21 protein-coding genes are annotated in these 24,268 nt (G+C 71.2%); 14 read left to right on the forward strand and 7 right to left on the reverse strand.

From position 1 onward, the window contains the following. Positions 1–19: 19 nt before the first annotated feature. Entirely contained in the window at positions 20–2,290 is a 2,271-nt protein-coding gene (locus tag IEZ17_RS12865; protein ID WP_189299569.1) for a (Fe-S)-binding protein, read from the reverse strand. A 345-nt stretch (positions 2,291–2,635) separates the two neighbouring features. Here IEZ17_RS12865 and dnaK point away from each other — a divergent pair, with 345 nt between their 5' ends. Genes dnaK through IEZ17_RS12885 form a run of 4 tightly spaced genes read left to right on the forward strand, consistent with a single transcriptional unit; the run spans position 2,636 to position 6,844 of the window. Then, the gene (gene dnaK / locus IEZ17_RS12870) at positions 2,636–4,495 is read left to right on the forward strand and encodes a molecular chaperone DnaK (RefSeq protein ID WP_189299572.1); all 1,860 of its coding nucleotides are present in this window, start codon (positions 2,636–2,638) and stop codon (positions 4,493–4,495) included. Further along, positions 4,492–5,169: a nucleotide exchange factor GrpE gene (grpE, locus tag IEZ17_RS12875; RefSeq protein WP_189299574.1), complete on the forward strand. Its 678-nt coding sequence runs from the start codon at positions 4,492–4,494 to the stop codon at positions 5,167–5,169. The genes dnaK and grpE overlap by 4 nt, the downstream gene beginning before the upstream one ends. A 45-nt stretch (positions 5,170–5,214) precedes the next feature. Beyond that, entirely contained in the window at positions 5,215–6,387 is a 1,173-nt protein-coding gene (dnaJ, locus tag IEZ17_RS12880) for a molecular chaperone DnaJ (protein WP_189299575.1), read from the forward strand. 1 nt (position 6,388) lies between these two features. After that, on the forward strand, positions 6,389–6,844 hold the full coding sequence (locus tag IEZ17_RS12885) for a heat shock protein transcriptional repressor HspR (protein WP_043265068.1): 456 nt from the start codon (positions 6,389–6,391) through the stop codon (positions 6,842–6,844). A gap of 69 nt (positions 6,845–6,913) precedes the next feature. Here the strand turns inward: IEZ17_RS12885 and IEZ17_RS12890 are convergent, their stop codons facing one another. The 4 genes from IEZ17_RS12890 to IEZ17_RS12905 all read right to left on the reverse strand — a co-directional run bounded on the left by IEZ17_RS12890 (position 6,914) and on the right by IEZ17_RS12905 (position 8,823). Then, positions 6,914–7,318 carry a hypothetical protein gene (locus tag IEZ17_RS12890; protein ID WP_189299577.1) on the reverse strand — a complete coding sequence of 135 codons (405 nt, stop codon included), beginning with the start codon at positions 7,316–7,318 and terminating at the stop codon, positions 6,914–6,916. Beyond that, complete coding sequence (locus IEZ17_RS12895; protein ID WP_189299579.1) at positions 7,315–7,551, reverse strand: hypothetical protein; 237 nt, start codon at positions 7,549–7,551, stop codon at positions 7,315–7,317. Before IEZ17_RS12895 ends, IEZ17_RS12890 begins: the two co-directional genes overlap by 4 nt. A gap of 256 nt (positions 7,552–7,807) precedes the next feature. Beyond that, positions 7,808–8,212: a pyridoxamine 5'-phosphate oxidase family protein gene (locus IEZ17_RS12900; protein ID WP_189299581.1), complete on the reverse strand. Its 405-nt coding sequence runs from the start codon at positions 8,210–8,212 to the stop codon at positions 7,808–7,810. Positions 8,213–8,241: 29 nt separating this feature from the next. Then, positions 8,242–8,823 (reverse strand): Uma2 family endonuclease, encoded by a 582-nt coding sequence (locus IEZ17_RS12905; protein WP_189299583.1) that lies wholly within the window; start codon positions 8,821–8,823, stop codon positions 8,242–8,244. Between the two features lie 194 nt (positions 8,824–9,017). Between IEZ17_RS12905 and clpB the strand changes: the two genes are divergently transcribed. Both clpB and IEZ17_RS12915 read left to right on the forward strand, forming a co-directional pair. After that, positions 9,018–11,672 (forward strand): ATP-dependent chaperone ClpB, encoded by a 2,655-nt coding sequence (gene clpB / locus IEZ17_RS12910; protein ID WP_189299585.1) that lies wholly within the window; start codon positions 9,018–9,020, stop codon positions 11,670–11,672. A 122-nt stretch (positions 11,673–11,794) separates the two neighbouring features. Continuing rightward, positions 11,795–12,331 (forward strand): YbjN domain-containing protein, encoded by a 537-nt coding sequence (locus tag IEZ17_RS12915; protein WP_189299587.1) that lies wholly within the window; start codon positions 11,795–11,797, stop codon positions 12,329–12,331. A 114-nt stretch (positions 12,332–12,445) separates the two neighbouring features. Here IEZ17_RS12915 and IEZ17_RS12920 read toward each other — a convergent pair whose 3' ends face one another. Both IEZ17_RS12920 and IEZ17_RS12925 read right to left on the reverse strand, forming a co-directional pair. Continuing rightward, positions 12,446–13,699: a putative hexosyltransferase gene (locus IEZ17_RS12920; protein WP_229852205.1), complete on the reverse strand. Its 1,254-nt coding sequence runs from the start codon at positions 13,697–13,699 to the stop codon at positions 12,446–12,448. 178 nt (positions 13,700–13,877) lie between these two features. Beyond that, positions 13,878–15,056 (reverse strand): pyridoxal phosphate-dependent aminotransferase, encoded by a 1,179-nt coding sequence (locus IEZ17_RS12925; protein WP_189299589.1) that lies wholly within the window; start codon positions 15,054–15,056, stop codon positions 13,878–13,880. A gap of 199 nt (positions 15,057–15,255) precedes the next feature. On the opposite strand from IEZ17_RS12925, the gene IEZ17_RS12930 reads away from it, so the two are divergent. The 8 genes from IEZ17_RS12930 to IEZ17_RS12965 all read left to right on the forward strand — a co-directional run bounded on the left by IEZ17_RS12930 (position 15,256) and on the right by IEZ17_RS12965 (position 23,906). Next, a complete protein-coding gene (locus IEZ17_RS12930) occupies positions 15,256–15,552 on the forward strand; it encodes a hypothetical protein (protein ID WP_189299591.1) in 297 nt (98 codons plus the stop codon). A gap of 451 nt (positions 15,553–16,003) precedes the next feature. Next, a complete protein-coding gene (locus tag IEZ17_RS12935) occupies positions 16,004–16,522 on the forward strand; it encodes a DUF2617 family protein (protein ID WP_189299593.1) in 519 nt (172 codons plus the stop codon). 152 nt (positions 16,523–16,674) lie between these two features. Beyond that, positions 16,675–18,453: a polyamine aminopropyltransferase gene (locus tag IEZ17_RS12940; protein ID WP_189299595.1), complete on the forward strand. Its 1,779-nt coding sequence runs from the start codon at positions 16,675–16,677 to the stop codon at positions 18,451–18,453. Positions 18,454–18,534: 81 nt separating this feature from the next. After that, positions 18,535–19,473, forward strand: a complete 939-nt coding sequence (locus IEZ17_RS12945; RefSeq protein WP_189299597.1) for an SRPBCC domain-containing protein — start codon at positions 18,535–18,537, stop codon at positions 19,471–19,473. Positions 19,474–19,566: 93 nt separating this feature from the next. Then, on the forward strand, positions 19,567–20,412 hold the full coding sequence (locus tag IEZ17_RS12950) for an aldose epimerase family protein (RefSeq protein WP_189299599.1): 846 nt from the start codon (positions 19,567–19,569) through the stop codon (positions 20,410–20,412). A gap of 44 nt (positions 20,413–20,456) precedes the next feature. Continuing rightward, the gene (gene pyrE / locus IEZ17_RS12955; protein ID WP_189299601.1) at positions 20,457–20,999 is read left to right on the forward strand and encodes an orotate phosphoribosyltransferase; all 543 of its coding nucleotides are present in this window, start codon (positions 20,457–20,459) and stop codon (positions 20,997–20,999) included. Positions 21,000–21,249: 250 nt separating this feature from the next. Further along, positions 21,250–22,272 carry a class II fructose-bisphosphate aldolase gene (gene fbaA / locus IEZ17_RS12960; protein WP_189299603.1) on the forward strand — a complete coding sequence of 341 codons (1,023 nt, stop codon included), beginning with the start codon at positions 21,250–21,252 and terminating at the stop codon, positions 22,270–22,272. A gap of 125 nt (positions 22,273–22,397) precedes the next feature. After that, positions 22,398–23,906 (forward strand): MFS transporter, encoded by a 1,509-nt coding sequence (locus IEZ17_RS12965; RefSeq protein ID WP_189299605.1) that lies wholly within the window; start codon positions 22,398–22,400, stop codon positions 23,904–23,906. Positions 23,907–24,268 lie beyond the last annotated feature (362 nt).

A 24,268-nucleotide genomic window follows, 5' to 3' on the forward strand; every position in this document is an offset into this window, starting at 1 on the left:
TGAGCTGCGTCCGGAGGTGCTACTTCACCGGCTCGGGCTCCGGTGCGTCCGCCGACTCCGCGTCGTCCGAGGGCGGGTCGATCGGGGTCCTGACGGAGTCCAGCAGCAGCTGGGCCACGTCGACGACCTGGATGGACTCCTTGGCCTTCCCGTCGTTCTTCTTGCCGTTGACCGAGTCGGTCAGCATGACGAGGCAGAACGGGCAGGCGGTGGAGACGATGTCGGGGTTGAGGGAGAGGGCCTCGTCGACGCGCTCGTTGTTGATGCGCTTGCCGATCCGCTCCTCCATCCACATCCGGGCGCCGCCGGCGCCGCAGCAGAAGCCGCGCTCCTTGTGGCGGTGCATCTCCTCGTTGCGCAGACCCGGCACCTTGGCGATGATCTCGCGCGGCGGGGTGTAGACCTTGTTGTGGCGGCCCAGGTAGCACGGGTCGTGGTACGTGATCAGGCCCTCGACCGGCGTGACGGGGATCAGCTTGCCCTCGTCGATCAGGTGCTGGAGCAGCTGGGTGTGGTGGATGACCTCGAACTCGCCGCCCAGCTGCGGGTATTCGTTCGCGATGGTGTTGAAGCAGTGCGGGCAGGTCGCGACGATCTTCTTCGACGCCTTGGGCTTCTTCGTCGACTCGTCGTCGCTGTCCTCGCCGAAGGCCATGTTCAGCGCCTCGACGTTCTGCTGGCCGAGCTGCTGGAAGAGGAACTCGTTGCCCAGGCGGCGGGCCGAGTCACCGGTGCACGCCTCGTCGCCGCCCATGATCGCGAACTTCACGCCCGCGATGTGCAGCAGCTCGGCGAACGCCTTGGTGGTCTTCTTGGCGCGGTCCTCCAGGGCGCCGGCGCAGCCGACCCAGTAGAGGTAGTCGACCTCGGTGAGGTCCTCGACGTCCTTGCCGACGACCGGGACCTCGAAGTCGACCTCCTTGGTCCACGCCAGCCGCTGCTTCTTGGCCAGGCCCCAGGGGTTGCCCTTCTTCTCCAGGTTCTTGAGCATCGTGCCCGCCTCGGACGGGAACGAGGACTCGATCATGACCTGGTAGCGGCGCATGTCGACGATGTGGTCGACGTGCTCGATGTCGACCGGGCACTGCTCGACGCAGGCGCCGCAGGTGGTGCAGGACCACAGCACGTCGGGGTCGATGACCCCGTTCTCCGCGAGGGTGCCGATCAGCGGGCGCTCGGCCTCCGCGAGGGCGGCGGCCGGCACGTCCTTGAGCTGCTCCTCGGTCGCCTTCTCGTTGCCCTCGGCGTCCTTGCCGCCGCCGGCGAGCAGGTACGGCGCCTTGGCGTGCGCGTGGTCGCGCAGCGACATGATCAGGAGCTTCGGCGAGAGCGGCTTGCCGGTGTTCCAGGCGGGGCACTGCGACTGGCACCGGCCGCACTCGGTGCAGGTGGCGAAGTCCAGCAGGCCCTTCCAGGAGAAGTGCTCGATCTGGGAGACGCCGAACTGGTCGTCCTCGCCCGGGTCCTCGAAGTCGATCGGCTTGCCCGCCGACGTCATCGGCTGGAGCGCGCCGAGCGCCGTCCCGCCGTCCGCCTCGCGCTTGAACCAGATGTTGGGGAAGGCCAGGAAGCGGTGCCAGGCCACGCCCATGTCGGTCTTGAGGGCGACCGTGATCATCCAGATGAAGGACGTCGCGATCTTGATGCCGGCGAAGAGGTACGTCAGGTTCTGGAGCGTGCCGACGCTCAGCCCCTTCAGGGCCGCGACCACCGGGTACGTGACGAAGTACGCCGCCTCGTAGTGGTCGACGCCGTGCTGGGCACCCTCCAGGGCGTGCAGCATCACGATGCAGATGCCGACGATGAGGATGACGCCCTCGACGAAGTACGCCTGGCCGATGTTGGAGCCCGCGAAGCGGGACTTGCGGCCCGCCCCGCCCGGCCTGCTCAGCTGCCGGATGACGATCAGGACGATGATGCCCACGGTCGTCAGCGTGCCCATGCCCTCGACCCACAGCTCCCAGGGCAGCCAGTTGCCGAGGAACGGCAGCAGCCAGTCGGCCTTGAAGAGCTGGCCGATCGCGTTGACGATCGTCAGCAGCAGGGTGAGGAAGCCGACCGCCACGAACCAGTGCGCCACGCCGACGACGCCCCAGCGGTTCATCCGGGTGTGGCCGACGAACTCCTTGGCGACCGTGACCGTGCGCTGCACGGGCTCGTCGGTGCGGGTACCGGCGGGGACGGACTGGCCGAGCCGCAGCTGGCGGTAGATCTGCAGGATGGCACGGCCGAACAGCGCTACGCCGACCGCGATTAGGACCAGCGACACGATGATCGCGGCGAGTTGCATTGGTGGCTCCTCGAACCTGCGAGAGCGGGCGAAATCAGAAGGATCTGCGGGATCTGCGGGATGATCTGCGCGACCAGATCAGCCGGATCCGAGCGGAACTACTAAGCGGTAACTTTTTGGGTCTGCGGCTGAGGTTACCCAGTATTCCGGGCCTCATGAAGCCGCCCGGCCGGTGATCTGTGTCGCGCGGGCAACCCTCCGCCGGGGGTCGGCGTCTTGAGTGGCGGCTCGGTGAGGATAAGGGCCATATAAAAGTTGAGTGGGCTCGACTCAGCTCTGTTGACAGGTTTGATCCCGTACTGCACTCTTGAGCCTGTTCCACTCAAGTCAGCTGGAGGAATTGAAATGGCACGTGCGGTCGGCATCGACCTGGGCACGACGAACTCCGTCGTCAGTGTTCTCGAAGGCGGTGAGCCCACCGTCATCACCAACGCCGAGGGCGCCAGGACCACGCCGTCCGTCGTCGCCTTCGCCAAGAACGGCGAGGTGCTGGTCGGCGAGGTCGCGAAGCGCCAGGCGGTCACCAACGTCGACAGGACCATCCGGTCGGTCAAGCGCCACATGGGCACCGACTGGAAGATCAACATCGACGGCAAGGACTTCAACCCGCAGCAGATGAGCGCCTTCATCCTGCAGAAGCTCAAGCGGGATGCCGAGGCGTACCTGGGCGAGAAGGTTGTGGACGCGGTCATCACCGTCCCCGCCTACTTCAACGACTCCGAGCGCCAGGCCACCAAGGAGGCCGGCGAGATCGCGGGTCTCAACGTCCTGCGGATCGTCAACGAGCCTACCGCCGCCGCCCTGGCCTACGGCCTGGAGAAGGATGACCAGACCATTCTGGTCTTCGACCTCGGTGGCGGCACCTTCGACGTCTCGCTGCTGGAGATCGGCGACGGCGTCGTCGAGGTGAAGGCCACCAACGGTGACAACCACCTCGGTGGTGACGACTGGGACCAGCGCGTCGTCGACTACCTGGTCAAGCAGTTCGCCAACGGCCACGGCGTCGACCTCTCCAAGGACAAGATGGCGCTCCAGCGCCTGCGCGAGGCCGCGGAGAAGGCGAAGATCGAGCTGTCGTCGTCCACCGAGACGACGATCAACCTGCCCTACATCACCGCCTCCGCCGAGGGCCCGCTCCACCTGGACGAGAAGCTCACCCGCTCCCAGTTCCAGCAGCTGACCGCGGACCTGCTCGACCGCTGCAAGACCCCGTTCCACAACGTCATCAAGGACGCCGGTATCGCGCTGTCCGACATCGACCACGTGGTCCTGGTCGGCGGTTCGACCCGTATGCCGGCCGTCGCCGAGCTCGTCAAGGAGCTGACCGGCGGCAAGGACGCCAACAAGGGCGTCAACCCGGACGAGGTCGTCGCCATCGGCGCCACGCTCCAGGCCGGTGTCCTCAAGGGCGAGGTCAAGGACGTCCTCCTGCTGGACGTCACCCCGCTGTCCCTCGGCATCGAGACCAAGGGCGGCATCATGACCAAGCTCATCGAGCGCAACACGACCATCCCGACCAAGCGGTCGGAGATCTTCACCACGGCCGAGGACAACCAGCCGTCCGTGCAGATCCAGGTCTACCAGGGCGAGCGCGAGATCGCGGCGTACAACAAGAAGCTCGGGATGTTCGAGCTGACCGGTCTGCCGCCGGCCCCGCGCGGTGTCCCGCAGATCGAGGTCTCCTTCGACATCGACGCCAACGGCATCATGCACGTCACGGCCAAGGACCTCGGCACGGGCAAGGAGCAGAAGATGACCGTCACCGGCGGCTCCTCGCTGCCGAAGGACGAGGTCGACCGGATGCGCGAGGAGGCCGAGCGCTACGCGGACGAGGACCACAAGCGCCGCGAGGCCGCCGAGACCCGCAACCAGGGCGAGCAACTGGTCTACCAGACCGAGAAGTTCCTCAAGGACAACGAGGACAAGGTCCCCGCTGAGGTGAAGACCGAGGTCGAGACCGCCGTCGGCGAGCTGAAGGAGAAGCTCAAGGGCGAGGACACGGCCGAGATCCGTACCGCCACCGAGAAGGTCGCGGCCGTCTCGCAGAAGCTGGGCCAGGCCATGTACGCCGACGCCCAGGCCGCGCAGGCCGCCGCCGGCGGTGCCGAGGGCGCCCAGGCCGGCCAGCAGGCCAAGGCCGAGGACCACATCGTGGACGCCGAGATCGTCGACGACGAGAAGCCCAAGAAGGACGGTGCGGCGTGACGGAGGAGACTCCGGGCTTCGACGAGAAGCCCGACGTCCCCTCCGACGCCGCCCCCGAAGACGCGGCGCAGGCCGAGTCCGCCGACAAGGCGGGCTCGGCCCCGGCCGGGGACGTACAGGACGTGGCGCTCCGCGCGCAGCTGGACCAGGTGCGTACGGCGCTCAACGAGCGCACGGCGGACCTCCAGCGGCTCCAGGCGGAGTACCAGAACTACCGCCGCCGGGTGGAGCGGGACCGGGTCACGGTCAAGGAGATCGCCGCGGCGAATCTGCTGTCCGAGCTCCTTCCGGTGCTCGACGACGTAGGCCGGGCCCGTGAGCACGGCGAACTGGTCGGCGGCTTCAAGTCGGTTGCCGAATCGCTGGAGACCGTGGTCGCCAAGCTCGGCCTCCAGCAGTTCGGCAAGGAGGGCGAGCCCTTCGACCCGACGATCCATGAAGCGCTGATGCATTCGTATGCGCCGGACGTGACGGAGACGACATGCGTCGCCATCCTTCAGCCCGGGTATCGCATCGGTGAGCGGACGATCCGCCCCGCGCGGGTCGCCGTCGCCGAGCCGCAGCCGGGTGCGCAGGGCGCCAAGTCCGCCTCCGACGAGGACGCCAAGGGCTCCAAGGGTGCCAAGGGGGCCAAGGCTTCGGACGAGGAGAGCGGTGGCCCGGACGAGGGCTGACGCAGTGGCGGCAGAGAGAACCGCGCGGAAGGAGGGACGTCGGGGATGAGCACCAAGGACTTCGTCGAGAAGGACTACTACAAGGTCCTCGGCGTCCCGAAGGACGCCACCGAAGCGGAGATCAAGAAGGCGTACCGCAAGCTGGCCCGCGAGTTCCACCCGGACGCCAACAAGGGCGACGCCAAGGCCGAGGAGCGCTTCAAGGAGATCTCCGAGGCCAACGACATCCTGGGCGATGCCAAGCGCCGCAAGGAGTACGACGACGCCCGGGCGCTGTTCGGCAACGGCGGCTTCCGGCCCGGCCCCGGAGGCGGCGGCAGCTTCAACTTCGACCTGGGCGACCTCTTCGGGGGCTCGTCCGGTCAGGGCGGCGGCGCCGGTGGCTTCGGCGGCGGCCTCGGGGACGTCTTCGGCGGCCTGTTCAACCGCGGCGGCTCCGGTACGCGCACGCAGCCGCGCCGCGGCCAGGACATCGAGTCCGAGGTGACGCTCAGCTTCACCGAGGCCGTCGACGGGGCCACGGTCCCGCTGCGGATGTCCAGCCAGGCGCCCTGCAAGGCGTGTTCCGGCACCGGCGACAAAAACGGTACGCCTCGGGTCTGCCCGACCTGCGTCGGCACCGGCCAGATCAGCCGGGGCGCGGGCGGCGGCTTCTCGCTCACCGACCCGTGCGCCGACTGCAAGGGCCGCGGCCTGATCGCCCAGGATCCCTGCGATGTCTGCAAGGGCAGCGGGCGGGCGACCAGTGCCCGCACGATGCAGGTCCGCATCCCCGCGGGCGTCTCGGACGGGCAGCGCATCCGGCTGCGCGGCAAGGGCGCTCCCGGTGAACAGGGCGGCCCGGCCGGCGATCTGTACGTGGTCGTCCATGTCGGCGCCCACCCGGTCTTCGGCCGCAAGGGCGACAACCTCACCATCACGGTGCCGGTCACCTTCCCGGAGGCCGCGCTCGGTGGCGAGATCAAGGTGCCGACGCTGGGCGGACCGCCGGTGAAGCTCAAGCTTCCGGCCGGGACTCCCAACGGACGCACGATGCGGGCCCGCGGCAAGGGCGCGGCCCGTAAGGACGGCACCCGCGGTGATCTGCTGGTCACGATAGAGGTGCTCGTTCCCAAGGATCTCGGCGACAAGGCACGGGAGTCGCTGGAGACCTATCGCGAGGCGACCGCGGGCCCGGACCCGCGGGCAGAGCTGTTCCAGGCCGCGAAGGGAGCTTGAGATGGACAGCCGGGGCGGGCAGCGTCGTAACCCGTATGAACTGACCGATGAATCGCCGGTGTACGTCATCTCCGTCGCGGCTCAGCTCTCCGGCCTGCATCCGCAGACCCTGCGGCAGTACGACCGCCTGGGCCTGGTCTCCCCCGACCGCACCGCCGGCCGGGGCCGCCGGTATTCCGCCCGCGACATCGAACTGCTGCGCACCGTCCAGCAGTTGTCGCAGGAGGAGGGCATCAACCTCGCCGGCATCAAGCGCATCATCGAGCTGGAGAACCAGGTCGCGGCCCTCCAGCAGCGGGTCGCCGAGCTCCAGGGCGCCCTGGAGGGCGCGGCCAGCGCGATGCGGCAGCGCGAAGCGGCGGTGCACGCCTCGTACCGCCGTGATCTGGTGCCGTATCAGGACGTCCAGCAGACCAGCGCGCTGGTGGTGTGGCGGCCCAAGCGGTCGTCGGAGTAGCGCGGAGCGGTACCGCCTCGTATGTGCGCGAAAGGGCCGGGGAAGACCACCCCGGCCCTTTCCGTGTCGTCAGCAGCCGTTGTATCCCGCGGTCGGCATCGAAAGCCGGCGGTGCACATGGGACTTCATCGCGAGCGTGTAGACCGGCTCGTCGAGATCGGCGGTCTCCAGGCGGACGCCCGCCGCCGCGCACCGCCGGCCGAACTCGTCGGCCCCGTCGATGGCGTACTCCAGCGCCCGGCGGTTGGGCGTCACGAACACATCGACCAGGCCCTCTTCGACATCGCTCCACAGCGCGCTGTGGTCGGCGCGCAGCTGGTGCAGGCTGAGCTGGCAGGTCAGGTGGTAATCACGGGCTGCCGCCCACTGTTTGCACATGTCGTGCTGGCTGCGGTCATCGACCAGGAACGGATCCTCGTCCAGCTCGGACAGCGGCATCAGGCAGGCGATCGCCGTCACTCGGACCGAGTTCATCGTGCCCTCCGGGGCGTGGCGACTGTGGGGGCGACGATACCCCCGCCGAGGGCCCGCGGTGGAGGGGCCGTACCGGGCGGCGAGGCGTATCCGCAGGCATGGCAGATCTTCCAGCCGTCCTGGTTCACGGCGAGCTGGCCGCCGCACCGGGGGCAGTTCTCGGCGTACGGGCGGGGCGGGGTGGGGTGCGGACGGCGCGGAACGGTCGTCGCGATACGTGATGCCGACGCCATGCGGCCTCCAGCTGCCGTCTTTTTGCCCGGGACAGGTCCGATGCCGCTCGTCGTTGTGCGGAGGTGTTCGTTCCTGCCGCTCCTGAGTACCAGGAAGGCGCCCGATGGCGGGTATGGAGGGTCTGGTTTCAGCCAGGTCCGGACCAGTGCGGGTACGCGGTGCTGCCCGGCAGGTCCACGGGTCCGGAACGGGGCTCGTGGAACTCGGGGAACTCGTGGAAGGGGCCTGGCCGCGAAGGGAGTTGGCCGCGGGCCCTCAGGCCCGTCCGAGGGCCTTGGTCACCGAGATCTCGATCATGACGCGATCGGGGTTGGGCTCCGGGGTCCGGCCGTACCGCTCGGCGTACCGGCGCACCGCGTCGGCCACCGACTCGGCGTCCGTACGCACCCGGGCGATGCCCTCCAGCGTCGCCCAGCGACCGCGGTCCACCTGGCACACCGCCACGGTGGCCCCGTCCGCTCCGGCGGCCAGGACGTTCTTGACCTTGGTGCTGTCCTTGCGGGTGATGATCCGCGCGATCCGCTGCCCGGCGTCGTAGGTGACACCGACCGGCACGACGTGCGGTGTGCCGTCGGTGCGCAGGGTCGTCAGCGTGGGCATGAAGTACTCGCCCCAGAAGGCGAGGTACTCGGGGGACAGTGCGCTCAGGTCGTGGGCCATGGGGGCCAGGGTAGTCGGGGGCCCGGCGATCAGAGGAAGTCGGCCGTCTCCAGCTCGAAGGAGAAGGGGGCGGGGAGGGGGAGGGGCTTGCCGAAGGGGGCAGTGTGAGTGGTGAGGTAGTCGCCGTCCTCCGGCTCGCTGAAGAGCGTGACCGCGGACTTGTCGCGGTCGACGAGGAGATAGAGCGGAATCCCGGCGCGGGCGTAGCCTCGCCGCTTGCCCTCGCGGTCGTTACGGGGCCGGCTCGACGTCACCTCGACGACCATGGCGACGCCGTCGCTGGGCATCCAGGGCGGAGCGCCCCGGAAGAGGCGCAGCTCCCGTGGGGCGATGGTGGCATCGGGGACCACACGGTCCTCGGGTTGGGCTTCGAGGCCGGGAAGTTTCAGCCCCTTTCCTCCGACGAACTGCATGCGGGCCGCTGACCGCTCCCGCACCTGCTCGTCGATGATGTCCACGTAGTCCTCGTGATCGCCGTCCGTGGGCGGTGTCACAACGATCTCCCCCTCGATGAGCTCGGCCCTGAAGCCGTCCGGTGTTTCCAGGGCCAGGAAGCCCTCCAGGAGGGTGTCCTCGTGCGTGGGCAAGGGCTCATGTGCCATAGCCGTCATGCTGCACCTCCTTGTGGTCGAAGGCCAGTGTCACGAGCCGCAGTCCGGCGCGAGGCCCCGTCGGTGGTTCTTCACTCGCAAGGGTGATCGAGCGCCTTGAGTGGAATAGACTCAACTTATCGCATGTTGGCCAAGGCAGGGTTGGATAGAGGGGCGCGCGGAGCGCCGGAACGCACGAGGAGGACCAGGCAGACGTGGACGCCGAGCTGACCAACAAGAGCCGGGAGGCGCTGAGCGCCGCCAACGAGCGGGCGGTCACCGCCGGGCATGCGGACATGACGTCCGCGCATCTGCTGCTCACGCTGCTGGCGGGGCGGGCCGATGACAACGCCAACATCATGGACCTGCTGGCGGCCGTCGAGGCGGACGCCGCCGCCCTGCGCTCCGGGGCCGAGCGCCAGCTCGCCGGGCTGCCCAGCGTGCAGGGCTCGACCGTGGCCCCGCCGCAGCCGGACCGTGAGCTGCTCGCCGTCATCGCGGACGCCGCCCAGCGGGCGAAGGACCTGGGCGACGCATACATCTCCACCGAGCACCTCCTCATCGGCATCGCCGCCAAGGGCGGGCGCACCGGCGAGCTGCTGGAGCAGCAGGGCGCCACGGCCAAGAAGCTGCTGGCCGCCTTCGAGGCGAGCCGCGGTGGTCGGCGGGTGACCACCCCGGACCCGGAGGGCACGTACAAGGCGCTGGAGAAGTTCGGCACGGACTTCACCGCGGCGGCCCGCGAGGGCAAGCTCGACCCGGTCATCGGCCGGGACCACGAGATCCGGCGGGTGGTGCAGGTGCTGTCCCGCCGCACGAAGAACAACCCGGTGCTCATCGGCGAGCCCGGCGTCGGCAAGACCGCCGTCGTCGAGGGGCTGGCCCAGCGCATCGTCAAGGGCGACGTACCCGAGTCGCTGCGCAACAAGCGGCTGGTCGCGCTCGACCTGGGAGCGATGGTCGCCGGCGCGAAGTACCGCGGTGAGTTCGAGGAGCGGCTGAAGACCGTCCTGGCCGAGATCAAGGACAGCGACGGCCAGATCATCACCTTCATCGACGAGCTGCACACGGTCGTGGGCGCGGGCGCCGGCGGCGACTCGTCCATGGACGCGGGCAACATGCTCAAGCCGATGCTGGCCCGCGGCGAGCTGCGGATGGTCGGCGCGACCACCCTCGACGAGTACCGCGAGCGCATCGAGAAGGACCCGGCGCTGGAGCGGCGCTTCCAGCAGGTGCTGGTCGCCGAGCCGACCGTCGAGGACACGGTGGCGATCCTGCGCGGGCTCAAGGGCCGCTACGAGGCCCACCACAAGGTGCAGATCGCGGACTCCGCGCTGGTCGCCGCGGCCACCCTCTCGGACCGCTACATCACCTCCCGCTTCCTCCCCGACAAGGCCATCGACCTGGTCGACGAGGCCGCCTCCCGGCTGCGGATGGAGATCGACTCGTCCCCCGTCGAGATCGACGAGCTCCAGCGCGCCGTCGACCGCCTCAAGATGGAGGAGCTGGCGCTCCGCAACGAGACCGACGCCGGCTCCGTGCAGCGGCTGGAGCGGCTGCGCAAGGACCTCGCCGACAAGGAGGAGGAGCTGCGCGGCCTGACCGCCCGCTGGGAGAGGGAGAAGCAGAGCCTCAACCGCGTCGGTGAGCTCAAGGAGCGGCTCGACGAACTGCGCGGCCAGGCCGAACGCGCCCAGCGCGACGGCGACTTCGACACCGCCTCCAAGCTGCTGTACGGGGAGATCCCGTCCCTGGAGCGGGAGTTGGAGGAGGCCGCGCGGGCGGAGGCCGAGCAGGAGGCGGCCAAGGGCGCCGGGGCCAAGGAGCCGATGGTCAAGGAGGAGGTCGGCCCGGACGACATCGCGGACGTGGTCGGCTCCTGGACCGGCATTCCGGCCGGGCGCCTCCTGGAGGGCGAGACCCAGAAGCTGCTGCGGATGGAGGAGGAGCTGGGCAAGCGGCTGATCGGCCAGACCGAGGCGGTGCGCGCGGTCTCCGACGCGGTGCGCCGCACCCGCGCCGGTATCGCCGACCCGGACCGGCCCACCGGCTCGTTCCTCTTCCTCGGCCCGACCGGTGTCGGCAAGACCGAGCTGGCCAAGGCGCTGGCGGACTTCCTCTTCGACGACGAGCGGGCGATGGTCCGGATCGACATGTCGGAGTACGGCGAGAAGCACAGCGTGGCCCGGCTCGTCGGCGCGCCGCCCGGCTATGTCGGCTACGAGGAGGGCGGCCAGCTGACGGAGGCGGTCCGCCGCCGCCCGTACAGCGTGGTGCTGCTCGACGAGGTCGAGAAGGCCCACCACGAGGTCTTCGACATCCTGCTCCAGGTGCTCGACGACGGCCGCCTCACGGACGGCCAGGGCCGCACGGTCGACTTCCGGAACACCATCCTCATCCTCACCTCCAACCTCGGCTCCGCCTTCCTGATGGACCCGCTGCTGAAGGAGGAGCAGAAGAAGGAGAAGGTGCTGGAGGCCGTCCGCGCCTCGTTCCGCCCCGAATTCCTCAACCGCCTCGACGACCTGGTCGTCTTCCACCCCCTCGGCACCGACCAGCTCCAGCGGATCGCGCAGATCCAGCTGAGCCACCTCCAGCGCCGGCTGGGCGACCGCCGCCTCACCCTCGACGTCACCGACCGGGCGCTGGCCTGGCTCGCCTGGCTCGGCCAGGAGCCGGTCGCAGGCGCCCCGGCGCCGGACCTCTCGTACGGTGCCCGGCCGCTGCGCCGCCTGGTCCAGACGGCCATCGGCGACCAGCTGGCGCGCGCCATCCTGGCGGGCGAGGTGCTCGACGGGGACACCGTCCGGGTGGACGTGGACGGGGACGGCGAGGGCCTGACGGTGGCGGCGGAACGCCCGGCCGGCTGACCGTTCCGGCCGGGGCCTGCGCCGCCGGTCAGCACGTATCCGCCCCGCCTGCCGGTCCGGGCTTGCCAGGACGGGGCGCATATGGGGGAGGATGGCAGAGACCATACGAAGGGAATTCCACGGTGAGCATCGACCCGTCCTCGATTCCGAATTTCGGGGGCCAGCCCGAACCTCAGCCGTCGGGGCCTGATGGTCCCGTCGTGCCCGACCAGGACCTGGTCAAGCAGCTCCTCGACCAGATGGAGCTGAAGTACGTAGTCGACGAGGAGGGTGACCTCGCCGCCCCGTGGGAGCAGTTCCGCACGTACTTCATGTTCCGGGGCGAGGAGGAGCAGCAGATCTTCTCCGTCCGGACGTTCTACGACCGTGCCCACGGCATCGATGAGAAGTCGAAGCTGCTGGAGGCGATCGACGACTGGAACCGCCGGACGCTGTGGCCCAAGGCGTACACCCACACCCATGACGACGGCACCGTCCGTCTGATCGGTGAGGCATCGATGCTGGTCGGCACCGGTGTCTCGCTCGAGCACTTCGTGTCGAGCACGGTCAGCTGGGTTCGTGCCTCGATCGAATTCGACAAGTGGATCGTCGAGCAGCTCGGTCTGGAGGCCGAGATCGAAGGCGAATCCGACGAGAAGCCGGAGGACGACGAGGGCTGAGCCCCGTCCGACCCGTACCCCGGCTGCGCGGGCCCCGGGAGCCGACCGTTGTCGGTTCCCGGGGCCCGCGTCCGTCTGTGACGCCGTTACGGTGGCGCGCCCCCAGGGAGGGCGTCACAGCGGCAGCGACGCGATCGTCAGCAGGTAGACCCCGTACCCGAGCGAGAGCGCGGCGAGGGCGCCGGCGACCGGGACGGCGGTGCGGATCCGGGCCCGCGCGAGCGCCCGCGCCGCCGGCAGCAGCAGCGGGAAGGCCGGCAGCAGGAAGCGGGGCTTCGACGGGAAGTAGCCGGTACCGCCGAGCGCGATGGCGACCAGGACCGTGGTGTAGACGAGCAGCACCACCGGCGGCCGGTCCAGCACCAGCAGCGCGTACAGCAGCAGCGCCACGGCGATCACCGCCACCGCCATGAAGTGCACCGGCGGAGCGCCGGCGAGCACCAGGTGCTTGATCTCCCGCAGCGTGTCGTGCCCGAAGTCGAAACGCGATCCCCACAGCTCCTGGACGTCCAAGTACCCGAGCGGCCCGCCGCCGGTCCGCGCACCGACCCACAGCACATAACCCAGCCAGCCGGCCGGCGCGACCAGTACGGCCGCCACCAGCCGCAGCCCCGGGCCCCGGCCGCCGCCCTCCCCGGCACCGCCGCTCCCCTGCCGCCACACCTCCGCGGCCACCCCCGCCCCCACCGCCGCCACGATGGCCAGCGCACTGGGCCGGGCCAGCCCCGCCGTCGCCGCCAGCACACCGGCCCACAGGAAGCGCCGGGTGAGCAGCGCGTACAGCGACCAGGCGCACAGCGCGGTCAGCAGCGACTCGGTGTACGCCAGCGACTCGATGACGGCGTGCGGCAGCAGCGCCCACAGGACGACGAGCAGGGTTCCGGTGCGCCGCCCGTACAGCCGCTCCCCGACCGCGTGGATCCCCCAGGCGGCCACCCCGGCCGCCGCCCACGAGACCAGCAGGGCGGCATTCACCGCCCCGACCGGGACGACCGCCGTCCCCACGGCCCGCACCAGCCACGGGTACAGCGGGAAGAACGCCAGGTCCGCGACCGGTAGATCGGGCCACATCCCGGCCGGCACCGGCGCCCCGTAACCGTGCAGCGCGATGCTCACGTACCACCGGGAATCCCACGACCCGCCCAGCAGCGTCCGCGGGTGCCGCCCGGTGTGCCGGGCCCACCCCACGGTGCACAGCATCCCGGCGGCCCGGACCGCGGCGAACAGCACCAGCGCGGTCCGCGCCCGCCGCAGCGCCTCCCGCACCCGCTCTCCGACGGACCCCGGCCGCCCGCCCGGTTCCGCCCCCGCCCGCCCCGCGGCCGGCGGCTCGGCGGTCTCCGGTGTTTCGGCGGTCTCGGCGGACACGGAACACCTCCGGGTCGGGGGCGCGCCTCCGCGCCGGAGGCAGGACACGGCACCGGACCGCCGGCGCCTGTCCGAGGGGTCGTGGCCGGGTCCGCACCCAGACTCCCCGCGCCCCGCCCCCGCCCGCGACCGCAGCCGCCCGAACGGGTGGCGGCCCCCTCCTGGGAGGACCGCGGTCTCAGAGCCGCTTCAGCCGACCCGCCGCCTCCTCCAGGGTCGCGGTGCTCTTGCAGAAGGCGAAGCGCACGAAGGGGGCGCCCTGGTTCCGGTGGTCGTAGAAGACGGCGTTCGGGATGGCGACCACGCCGGCGCGCTCGGGCAGGGCGCGGCAGAAGGCGAAGCCGTCCTGCTCGCCGAGCGGGCGGATGTCGGTGGTGATGAAGTACGTGCCGGCGGGCCGGAAGACCTGGAAGCCGGCGTCGGTGAGGCCGTTGGCGAGGATGTCGCGCTTGGCGCGGAGGTCGTCGCGGAAGGCGGTGAAGTAGCCGTCGGGGAGGGCGAGGGCCTCGGCGACGGCGTACTGGAAGGGGCCGGCCGAGACGTAGGTGAGGAACTGCTTGGCGGAGCGGACGGCCGCGGTCAGCTCGGGGGACGCGGTGACCCAGCCGACCTTCCAGCCGGTGAAGGAGAAGGTCTTGCCGGCCGAGCCGATGGTGACGGTGCGCTCGCGCATGCCGGGGAACGACGCCAGGGGGAGGTGCTCGCCCTCGAAGACGAGGTGCTCGTAGACCTCGTCGGTGACGACCAGGAGGTCCCGCTCCACGGCCAGTTCGGCGACGGCGGTGAGTTCGTCGCGGGTCAGGACGGTGCCGGTGGGGTTGTGCGGGGTGTTGAGGAGGATGAGGCGGGTGCGGTCGGTGACCGCACCGCGCAGCTCGTCGAGGTCGAGGTGGTACGTGCCGGTCCCGGGGGACGGGCGCAGCGTCACCGGGACGCGGCTGCCGCCCGCCATCGCGATGCAGGCGGCGTACGAGTCGTAGTACGGCTCCAGGGCGATGACCTCGTCGCCCGGTTCGAGGAGGGCGAGCAGCGAGGCGGCGATGGCCTCGGTGGCCCCGGCGGTGACCAGGACCTCGGTGTCGGGGTCGTACGACAGCCCGAGGTGCCCGTAGAAGCGCTGCTGGTGGGCGGCGACGGCGGTGCGCAGCTCGGGGATCCCGGGGCCCGGCGGGTACTGGTTGCCGCGGCCGTCCCGTAGGGCGCGCACCGCCGCTTCGCGGACTTCCTCCGGGCCGTCGGCGTCGGGGAAGCCCTGGCCGAGGTTGATGGCGCCGGTGCGTTGGGCGAGCGCCGACATCTCGGCGAAGATCGTGGTGCCGAAGGCGGCGAGGCGGCGGTTGAGCAGCGGTCGGTCCATGTGCGCCATCCTGCGCCGAACCTCTGGAGTTCCTCAACTGTGCTTTGAGCCCTCATGGGCGGGGCATCAGCCCCAGCACAACAGAGCATGACGGCCGCCGGAGAGCGCGGCCGGCGGCGCGGTACGGCGCCGCGCGGCGCACCGGCGCCGGACGGAGCGATGCCTCGCTTCGGGGGAACGGAAGGGGTGTGAGGCAGGAATGACGGGCCTTTTGTTTTTCGCGGTGATCTGCGTGGTGGTCCTGGGACTGGTGGCGGTGGCCTCGCGGGGCGGCTCCGACAGGAAGCGGACCAAGTACGGCGCGTCCAAGGGCTCCCGCAGCAGCGGCGGGGGCGGCAGCTGGTGGGTGGCCGGGGCCGGCGACGCCGGTTCCGGTTCGAGCGGCGGGCACCACCACCATCACCACTCGTGCGGCGGGGGTGGCGGCGGCCACCACGGCGGCCACTCCTGCGGCGGGCACTCGTCCTGCGGCGGTGGCGGCTGCGGCAGCTCCTGAGACGCCGCCTCAAGGGTGCCCTGACAGACCCTCGGGGGAACCCGCACGTATGTGCCCACGGTCGTGGCGCGTGTCCCGCGCCCGGCTGTGGGCACACCGCTTCTCGCGGTGGAAATGGCCGTTGTGTCGTGCTCGTACCCGGTCTCCGGCGGCACACATGCAGGCCGCCCATGCGGCCTTGAATATGCGTCCGGCGCATGCCGCGAAACGTTCAACACCCTTTGTGGGATTGGTTGTTGAACAGGTGAACTGTATGGCCCTCTAGGGGATGGAAACCCGGCGAAGATGGGTAAAATCGCTGTGGGCGGCACGCCATCCATGATTCCCTCTCCTTTGAGAATCCCCCAGTTCTCGGACCCCACGTGGGCACGAGCCGGCAGGCAGTCGTACATCCCTGATCCTTCTCGGGCGGACCGGCCCACCATCCACTGCGTGCTTGCGGAGCCGACCCATGCTCACGACCCTGAATACGGCGTACACCGATACCCGCGCATCCGATCTGGCCTGGGCCCTGGGCAGGGAACCCCTGCCGGCCCTGGCTGTACTGGACCTCCAACTCGACGACGCCCGAGTGCAGTTGAGGCTGCTCGGGGCTTCTCATCAGGTGCTGCTCGAAGAGGAGCACGGCAACTGTTCCGAGACGGTCGCCTGTATGCCGGGCAGCAGCACACCGCTGCCGCTCGGTGTGGCCAAGCGGCTGGGTGACTGGGAGTACGAGTTCGCGGCGCATGTCGAGACGCTCTCGCGCGGCTCGTTCGCCGGGCGGGCGCAGGAGTTGCTCGCGCTGGTCGCGGAGCATCCGCACGGCCTCGCCGGCACCTTCCCCGGCTCGCCGCACGCCTTCACCGCGATGCTGGCGCAGCGTCAGCAGGGGCAGGTGCGCTGGCGGACCTGGCACGCCTATCCGCAGGAGGGGCGGCTGGTGGCGACCCGTACGCGGGTGGGGGTGCGGGCGCCGGTCGCGGCCTGAGGTCCGTCCCCACCGCCGGACGGGCGCTGGCGGCGGTGATTTCGGCCCTCGGTCCGCCGCGTCCGCGCTGGTGCCAACTGGTGTCTGTGGCACCCAGAGTGCACTCGTGTGGGTGACATAGGGCCACCTCGTCGTCACGTAGCGTTCATGTCATGATCGACCCGCCAGAGCCTTTCCTTGCCGGCCCCCTCGGGCCGCCCGAGATCGCGCTGCCGGCCCGGTTGCCGGTGCCGTCCGGGATCGGCCGGGTGCTGGTGCTCGCGGTGGTCTTCGTCTGCGCGGCCTGCGGCCTGGTCTACGAGCTCGAACTGGTCGCCCTGGCAAGCTACTTGATCGGTGACTCGGTCACCGAGGCGTCCGTCGTGCTCTCCGTGATGGTCTTCGCGATGGGGGTCGGCGCACTGCTGGCCAAGCGGCTGCGCTGCCGGGCCGCGGTCGGCTTCGGGGTGGTCGAGACGGCCCTCGCGCTGGTCGGCGGCAGTTCCGCGATGGCGCTCTACGCCTGCTTCGCGTGGTTCGGGCAGTCCCGCTCCGTGCTCGTCGGCTTCTCGCTGGCGATCGGCACGCTGATCGGCGCCGAGGTGCCGCTGCTGATGACGCTGATCCAGCGGGTGCGCCGGCAGGACGCGGGCGGCGCGGTGGCCGATCTGTTCGCCGCCGACTACGTGGGCGCGCTGGTCGGCGGGCTGGCCTTCCCCTTTCTTCTGCTGCCCTGCCTGGGCCAGTTGACGGGTGCGCTGGTCACCGGCGGGATCAACGCGGCGGCCGGTGCGGTGCTGGTGCTGTGGCTCTTCGGGCGCGAGCTGACCGCCCGTACGCGGTGGGCGCTGCTGGTCGCCAATGTGCTGGTGCTCGCGCTGCTCGCCACCGGCGTGGCGCTCGCCGGGCCGTTCGAGCAGGCCGCCCGGCAGGCGGTGTACGGGGCGGTGGCCCGGGTCGCGGTGCAGACCGGCGTCCAGGAAGTGGTGCTGACCGGCGGCACGGGCCGGTGGCGCGGCGGCGGAAGCGGTGCGGGACGGGGGAGGAAAGGTTCCGGCAGGCCGCTGGAGCTGTACCTCGACGGGCGGTTGAAGGTCAGCGCGGACAACGAGTTCCTCTACCACGAGGGGCTGGTGCACCCGGCGATGGCGGGCGGTCCGCACCGCCGGGTGCTGGTCCTGGGCGGCGGGGACGGCCTCGCGGTGCGCGAGCTGCTGCGCTACCGCACGGTCCGCTCGGTCACCGTCGTCGAGATCGACCCGGGGGTGGTGCGGCTGGCGCGCACGGACCCCGGGCTGTCGGCGCTCAACGGGCAGGCGCTGGGCGATCCGCGGGTGCGGGTGGTGGCCGCCGACGCGTTCAACTGGCTGCGGCAGCAGGGCACTTCGGGCGCCTGGCGGCGTCCGGAGCGGTACGACGTGATCGTCTCCGATCTGCCGGACCCGGGGATCACCGCGAGCACCAAGCTCTACTCCCAGGAGTTCTACGGTCTCGCCCTGCGGCTGCTGGCCGACGACGGCCGGATGGTGGTGCACGCCGGTCCGCCGTGCGCCCGGCCGCGGACGTACTGGACGGTGGACGCGACCCTGCGGTCGGTGGGCCTGGCGACCCTCCCGTACCGCATCCCCGGCCGGCTCTCGGACTTCTCGGGCGGCCCCGACCGCTCGGTCGCGCCGTACGTCGAGTTCGGGCGGTCCGGGACGGACGACCGGGCGTCCACGACGGTGCCGCACCTCTGGCGGACCCCACCCGCCGCCCCGTCGTGCGGCGTCCGGTACTGGGGCTTCCTCCTTGCCGGGCGGCAGCCGCCGCGGCTGGCCCCGGCGCCCGACGGGCCGTCGGCGGCGTCCGTCGTCCTCGGCGAGGTGCGGGCCAGCCGGCAGGGCGCGGTACGGGACCGGATCCCCGGCCTGTCGGCGTCGACGCTGATGCGACCCCGGTATCTGGAGTGAGCGCGCGGGCCCGACGCGAACGCCACGGACATCCACCAAGGGCTCCCCGTGGCGCTTGCGAAGGAATTAGGCTCCCATGTCATGGAGCATGAGGTGTACGTTCCGTTCCCCGTCGGGACCGTGCGGCAGGCGCTCACCGAGCCGGAGCGGGTGGCGCGTTGCGTCCCGGGAGTCCAACTCGACGCCGACGCGGCCCCGCACCGCCCCGAGGGCCGGCTGCGACTGCGCGTCGGGAGCTCCACGATCACCTACCGCGGGGCGCTGACCGTCAGCGGCGGCGCGGCGGACGGCGGCACCGCCCCGCTGACCGTCGAGGCGACCGGTGCCGAGACGCGCGGCGACGGGGCGGTGGCGCTGACACTGACCGTACGGCTGTCCCCCGCCACCGAGCCCGGCCCGGGGACGACGCTGACGTGCCGGGGCACGGTCCGCAGCGACGGCCGGCTGGCCACCGCCGACGGCCACACCGCCGAGGCCGCCGGGCGCCGGCTGCTGGACCGCTTCGCGGAGAACCTCGCGGCCGATCTGGAGGAGCGGCCGGTGGCCGAGGATGAGTCCGGCGCCGGGCCGGTGCCGCAGAGCATCTTCGACACCGAGGTGCCGCCGCCGTCGCTCGATCCGCTCAGCGACGCGGAGGACGACGTCAGCGTCGTCGCGGACGCCGAGGAGGCAGCCGTGGCCGATGCGGCGGACGAGTTCTCCGCCGCTGATGCCGAGGACATCGATGACGTCGACGACGAGGGCGATCTCGACGACGAGCTCGGGGACGGCCTGGCCGCGCCGGACGGCATCGGCGCCGTGCACGGCGCGGTGCCCGCGGAGGCCGCGCACGCCCGCCGGACGATGATCGGGCGCAGCGCGGAGGAGGTGGACCACGCCCCGCCGCGCGGCCGGTACGCACCGGTGCCCGCGCCCGAGACGAGCGGGGGCTCGGCGACGCTGCGCTGGGCGGCGCCCGCCGCCGCGGTGGTGCTGGCGTCGGCGGTGGTCGTCGGCCGGGTGCTGCGGCGCCGCCGCTGACCGGAGCGGTTTTGGTCCGGCCGTCGCGGCGTCGGTCCCCTGTCGGTGGCGGTGCACCGGCGAGGTTGCCGGAGCACCGCTAGGGTCGCTTCCGTGAGCACCGAGAACACCACGCAGAGCGCGGCCGATGCGCGCGGGGCGGACGGCGTACGGCTGACCGCCCGAGACACCGAACTGACCGTTCACCCGGAGAACGGCTGCCGGCTCGGCAGCCTGCGCGTCGGCGGCACGGAGCTGCTGCGGCAGGGCGACAAGTACGGCTGCTTCCCGATGGTTCCGTGGTGCGGCCGGATCGAGAACGGGCGGTTCCGCAACGGCGCCGAGCAGCACCAGATGCCGGTCAACTCGCCGCCGCACGCCATCCACGGCACCGGCCGCGACATCCGCTGGCGCACCGCCCGGACCGGCGGCACCGCTGCTGCCTTCACCTACGACCTGGCCGATCCGGCGGCCCCGTGGCCGTATCCGGGGACCGTCACCCAGGTCGTCGAGCTGGCCGAGGACGGCGGTTCGCTGACGCTCACCATGGGCGTCGAGGCGACCGGCGACTCGTTCCCGGCGCAGGCCGGCTGGCACCCGTGGTTCCTGCGGAACCTCGGTGCGGGCGACGACGTGCGTATCGACTTCGCCGCCGAGTGGCAGGAGGAGCGGGGGCCGGACCACCTGCCGACCGGCCGCCGGATCCCGCCGAAGCCCGGCCCCTGGGACGACTGCTTCGGCATGCCGCGCGGTGTCGAGGTGACGCTCACGTGGCCGGGGCGGCTGGAGCTGACGGTGTCCAGCCGCGCCGAATGGGTCGTGATCTACGACGAACAGGAGGCGGCGGTCTGCGTCGAGCCGCAGTCCGGCCCGCCGAACGGGCTGAACACCGCACCGCGCCTGGTCACCCCGATCGATCCGCTGGAGATCTCCACGACGTGGACCTGGCGGACGCTGTAGCCGGCGGGCCCGGCGTCCACGCGCTCTGTCTTAAGCTCATGCGCATGACTGACGACGTGCGCGGCGAGCTGCTGGCGCAGATCAAGGACAAGGCCGTGGTGCACGGCAAGGTGACGCTTTCCTCCGGCAAGGAAGCCGACTACTACATCGACCTGCGCCGGATCACCCTCGACAGCCAGGCGGCGCCGCTGGTCGGTCAGCTGATGCTGGACATCACCGCCGATCTGGAGTACGACGCGGTCGGCGGGTTGACGCTCGGTGCCGACCCGGTGGCGACGTCGATGCTGCACGCCGCCGCGGCGCGCGGCCGGCGGCTGGACGCGTTCGTCGTGCGCAAGGCGCAGAAGGCCCACGGTATGCAGCGCCGTATCGAGGGCCCGGACGTCACCGGCCGCCGGGTGCTGGTCGTCGAGGACACCTCCACCACCGGCGGCTCGCCGCTGACCGCCGTCGAAGCGGCGCGGGAGGCCGGGGCCGAGGTGGTTGCTGTTGCGACCATCGTTGACCGGGGTGCCGCCTCGGCCATTGCCGACGCCGGGCTCCCGTACATCACCGGGTACCAGCTCGGGGATCTCGGCCTCAGCTGAGGACCGGGTCGCATGGCCCGCTCTGACCTGCGGCTTTGGTACGCGTGCGCCGTGCCGCGGCCGAGCCCGTACGCCGTTTCACGGGAAACGCGGTGCGCTGTTTCACGTGAAACGGCGCACCGCACGCGCCGGCCCGCCATACGGGCGATGTGGAGCTGTGCAGCGAGTCTGGGAAGATGTGCCACGGCGAAGTCGTCGCCCCCTGGTCAGGGCCAAGAACGCACACCCCGCACATACAAGGAGCGGACAGATGCCCATCGCAACTCCTGAGATCTACAACGAGATGCTGGACCGGGCGAAGGCGGGCAAGTTCGCCTACCCGGCCATCAACGTGACCTCGACGCAGACCCTGCACGCGGCGCTGCGCGGTTTCGCCGAGGCCGAGAGTGACGGCATCATCCAGATCTCCACCGGTGGTGCGGAGTTCCTGGGCGGCCAGTACAACAAGGACATGGTGACCGGCGCCGTCGCGCTCGCCGAGTTCGCGCACGTCGTGGCCGCGAAGTACGACATCACCGTGGCGCTGCACACCGACCACTGCCCCAAGGACAAGCTGGACGGCTACGTCCGCCCGCTGCTGGACATCTCCGCGGAGCGCGTCGCCAGGGGTGAGAACCCGCTGTTCCAGTCGCACATGTGGGACGGCTCGGCCGAGACCCTCGCCGACAACCTGGCCATCGGCCAGGAGCTGCTGGCCAAGGCCGCCGCCGCCAAGATCATCCTTGAGGTCGAGATCACCCCGACCGGTGGCGAGGAGGACGGCGTCACCCACGAGATCAACGACGAGCTCTACACCACGGTCGAGGACGCGCTGCGTACCGCCGAGGCGCTGGGCCTGGGTGAGAAGGGCCGCTACCTGCTCGCCGCCTCCTTCGGCAACGTCCACGGCGTCTACAAGCCCGGCAACGTCGTGCTCCGTCCCGAGCTGCTGAAGGACCTCCAGGAGGGCGTCAGCGCCAAGTACGGCAAGACCGCGCCGTTCGACTTCGTCTTCCACGGCGGCTCCGGCTCCACCGAGCAGGAGATCGCCACCGCGCTGGAGAACGGCGTGGTCAAGATGAACCTGGACACCGACACCCAGTACGCCTTCACCCGCCCGGTCGCGGACCACATGTTCCGCAACTACGACGGCGTGCTGAAGGTCGACGGCGAGGTCGGCAACAAGAAGACCTACGACCCGCGCAGCTGGGGCAAGCTGGCCGAGGCCGGTATGGCCAAGCGGGTCACCGAGGCATGCGCCAACCTGCGCTCCACGGGCACCAAGCTGAAGTAACCGGCAAGCGGTTCACCAGGGCCCCGTATCCGTTCCGGGTACGGGGCCCTGCCGCGTCCCGGGCCCGACCGAGGGGGCGGGCGGGCGCGGATCGGGGCATGCTCACGGTATGAGTGAGCCGCGCCATGGATGAGCCCGGCGGGGTCCGGCTGGCCTCGCCGCAGGGCCGCTGGGTGCTGACGACGGCCGTTCTGGGGTCGGGCATGGCGATGCTCGACAGCACGGTCGTCAATGTCGCGCTGCCCAGGATCGGCGCGGACCTCAACGCTGATCTCGCGGTGCTCCAGTGGACCGTCACCGCCTACATGCTCACGCTCTCCTCGCTGATCCTGCTGGGCGGGGCGCTGGGCGACCGGCTCGGGCGGCGCAAGGTCTTCGTCATCGGTGTGGTGTGGTTCGCGGCGGCCTCGCTGGTGTGCGGACTGGCGCCGAACGCCGGGGTGCTGGTCGCGGCCCGGGCGCTCCAGGGCGTCGGCGGGGCGCTGCTCACGCCCGGCTCGCTGGCGCTGATACAGGCCGTCTTCCACCCGAACGACCGCGCGCGGGCGGTCGGCGCCTGGTCCGGCCTGGGCGGGGTGGCCGCGGCGGTCGGCCCGTTCATCGGCGGCTGGCTGGTGGACGGGGCCGGCTGGCGCTGGGTGTTCTTCCTGAACGTGCCGCTGGCGGCGGTCTGCGTGCCGGTGGCGCTGCGGCACGTACCGGAGACCCGCGAGCGCGGCGCCCGCGGGGTGCGCGGCTTCGACGTACCGGGCGCGGTGCTCGGCGCGCTGGCGCTGGCCGGGGTGACGTATGCGCTGATCGAGGCGCCGGGGCGGGGCGCAGCGCCGGGGGTGATCGGGCCCGCGGTGGCCGGCGTGCTGCTCGGGGTGGCGTTCGTCCGGGTGGAACGCCGGCGGGCCGATCCGATGCTGCCGCCGGAGATCTTCGCCCTCCGCCAGTTCACCGCGGTGAACGCGGTGACGGGGTGTGTCTATGCCGCGTTCGGCGGGTTCTTCTTCCTGGCCGTGCTCCAGCTCCAGGTCGTCGTGGGCTACTCCGCGCTCCAGGCCGGTACGGCGCTGCTGCCCACGACCGTGCTGATGCTGCTGCTGTCCGCCCGCTCGGGCGAGCTGGGTCAGCGCATCGGGCCGCGGATCCCGCTCACCGCCGGGCCGGTGCTCTGCGCAGTCGGGATGCTGCTGATGACCCGGGTGGGCCCGGGCGCGTCGTACGTCGCCGATGTGCTGCCGGCGCTGGTGGTGCTGGGCGCCGGAATGGTGACCCTGGTCGCCCCGCTCACCGCCACCGTGCTGGCCTCGGTGGACGTGGACCGGGCGGGCCTGGCCAGCGGCATCAACAACGCGGCTGCGCGGGCCGCGAGCCTGATGGCGGTGGCCGCGCTGCCGCTGCTGGCCGGGATGGGCCCGGAGGCGTACCGCTCGGCGGCCGAGTTCTCGGCGGCCTTCCGCCGAGCGATGCTGCTGTGCGCACTCGTGCTGCTGGTGGGCGCGCTGATCGCCTGGCTGACCGTCCGCAGCGATGTCCTGCGCGCCTCGGACCAGGCCCCGGAGCCCTGCCACGCCGAGTGCACGTACCACTGCGGCGTAACCGCACCGCCCCTGGACCCGGGCGAGGCCGGCACCACGGAGCCATAGCCGCACAAGACCACTCACCTCACCGCCACCCACCGTTTCTCCCCACCACCCACGGGAGGTGACGCCCCGGAGGCCCGTCACCGCACCCCGAAAGCCCCGCGCAGCGGACAACGCCCGCCGCAGGCGCAACGGCGGCAAGCCTCGGCGGGAGGGCCGACAAGGCGGGGGCGCCCTGCCAAAGGCGCAACGGCGGCAAGCCCCGACGGCGGGAAGGTCGACAACGTGGGGTGCCCCGCCAAAGGCGCAACACCGGCAAACCCCCACGGCGAGAAGGCCGACAACGTGGGAAGCAGCCCAGGCGCAGCGGAACGGCGAGAAAGCCGACAACGCGGGGGCCCGGCCAAGCGCAGCGACCAGGCAGA

This window comes from Streptomyces albospinus, from assembly GCF_014648695.1.
Lineage (GTDB): Bacteria > Actinomycetota > Actinomycetes > Streptomycetales > Streptomycetaceae > Streptomyces > Streptomyces albospinus.

Bases quoted from the DNA above. Each gene is read 5' to 3' on its own strand.
- IEZ17_RS12865 (WP_189299569.1), bottom strand. From the start codon at position 2,290: ATGCAACTCGCCGCGATCATCGTGTCGCTGGTCCTAATCGCGGTCGGC.
- dnaK (WP_189299572.1), top strand. From the start codon at position 2,636: ATGGCACGTGCGGTCGGCATCGACCTGGGCACGACGAACTCCGTCGTC.
- dnaJ (WP_189299575.1), top strand. From the start codon at position 5,215: ATGAGCACCAAGGACTTCGTCGAGAAGGACTACTACAAGGTCCTCGGC.
- IEZ17_RS12885 (WP_043265068.1), top strand. From the start codon at position 6,389: ATGGACAGCCGGGGCGGGCAGCGTCGTAACCCGTATGAACTGACCGAT.
- IEZ17_RS12890 (WP_189299577.1), bottom strand. From the start codon at position 7,318: ATGAACTCGGTCCGAGTGACGGCGATCGCCTGCCTGATGCCGCTGTCC.
- IEZ17_RS12895 (WP_189299579.1), bottom strand. From the start codon at position 7,551: ATGGCGTCGGCATCACGTATCGCGACGACCGTTCCGCGCCGTCCGCAC.
- IEZ17_RS12900 (WP_189299581.1), bottom strand. From the start codon at position 8,212: ATGGCCCACGACCTGAGCGCACTGTCCCCCGAGTACCTCGCCTTCTGG.
- IEZ17_RS12905 (WP_189299583.1), bottom strand. From the start codon at position 8,823: ATGACGGCTATGGCACATGAGCCCTTGCCCACGCACGAGGACACCCTC.
- IEZ17_RS12925 (WP_189299589.1), bottom strand. From the start codon at position 15,056: ATGGACCGACCGCTGCTCAACCGCCGCCTCGCCGCCTTCGGCACCACG.
- IEZ17_RS12930 (WP_189299591.1), top strand. From the start codon at position 15,256: ATGACGGGCCTTTTGTTTTTCGCGGTGATCTGCGTGGTGGTCCTGGGA.
- IEZ17_RS12935 (WP_189299593.1), top strand. From the start codon at position 16,004: ATGCTCACGACCCTGAATACGGCGTACACCGATACCCGCGCATCCGAT.
- IEZ17_RS12940 (WP_189299595.1), top strand. From the start codon at position 16,675: ATGATCGACCCGCCAGAGCCTTTCCTTGCCGGCCCCCTCGGGCCGCCC.
- IEZ17_RS12945 (WP_189299597.1), top strand. From the start codon at position 18,535: ATGGAGCATGAGGTGTACGTTCCGTTCCCCGTCGGGACCGTGCGGCAG.
- pyrE (WP_189299601.1), top strand. From the start codon at position 20,457: ATGACTGACGACGTGCGCGGCGAGCTGCTGGCGCAGATCAAGGACAAG.
- fbaA (WP_189299603.1), top strand. From the start codon at position 21,250: ATGCCCATCGCAACTCCTGAGATCTACAACGAGATGCTGGACCGGGCG.
- IEZ17_RS12965 (WP_189299605.1), top strand. From the start codon at position 22,398: ATGGATGAGCCCGGCGGGGTCCGGCTGGCCTCGCCGCAGGGCCGCTGG.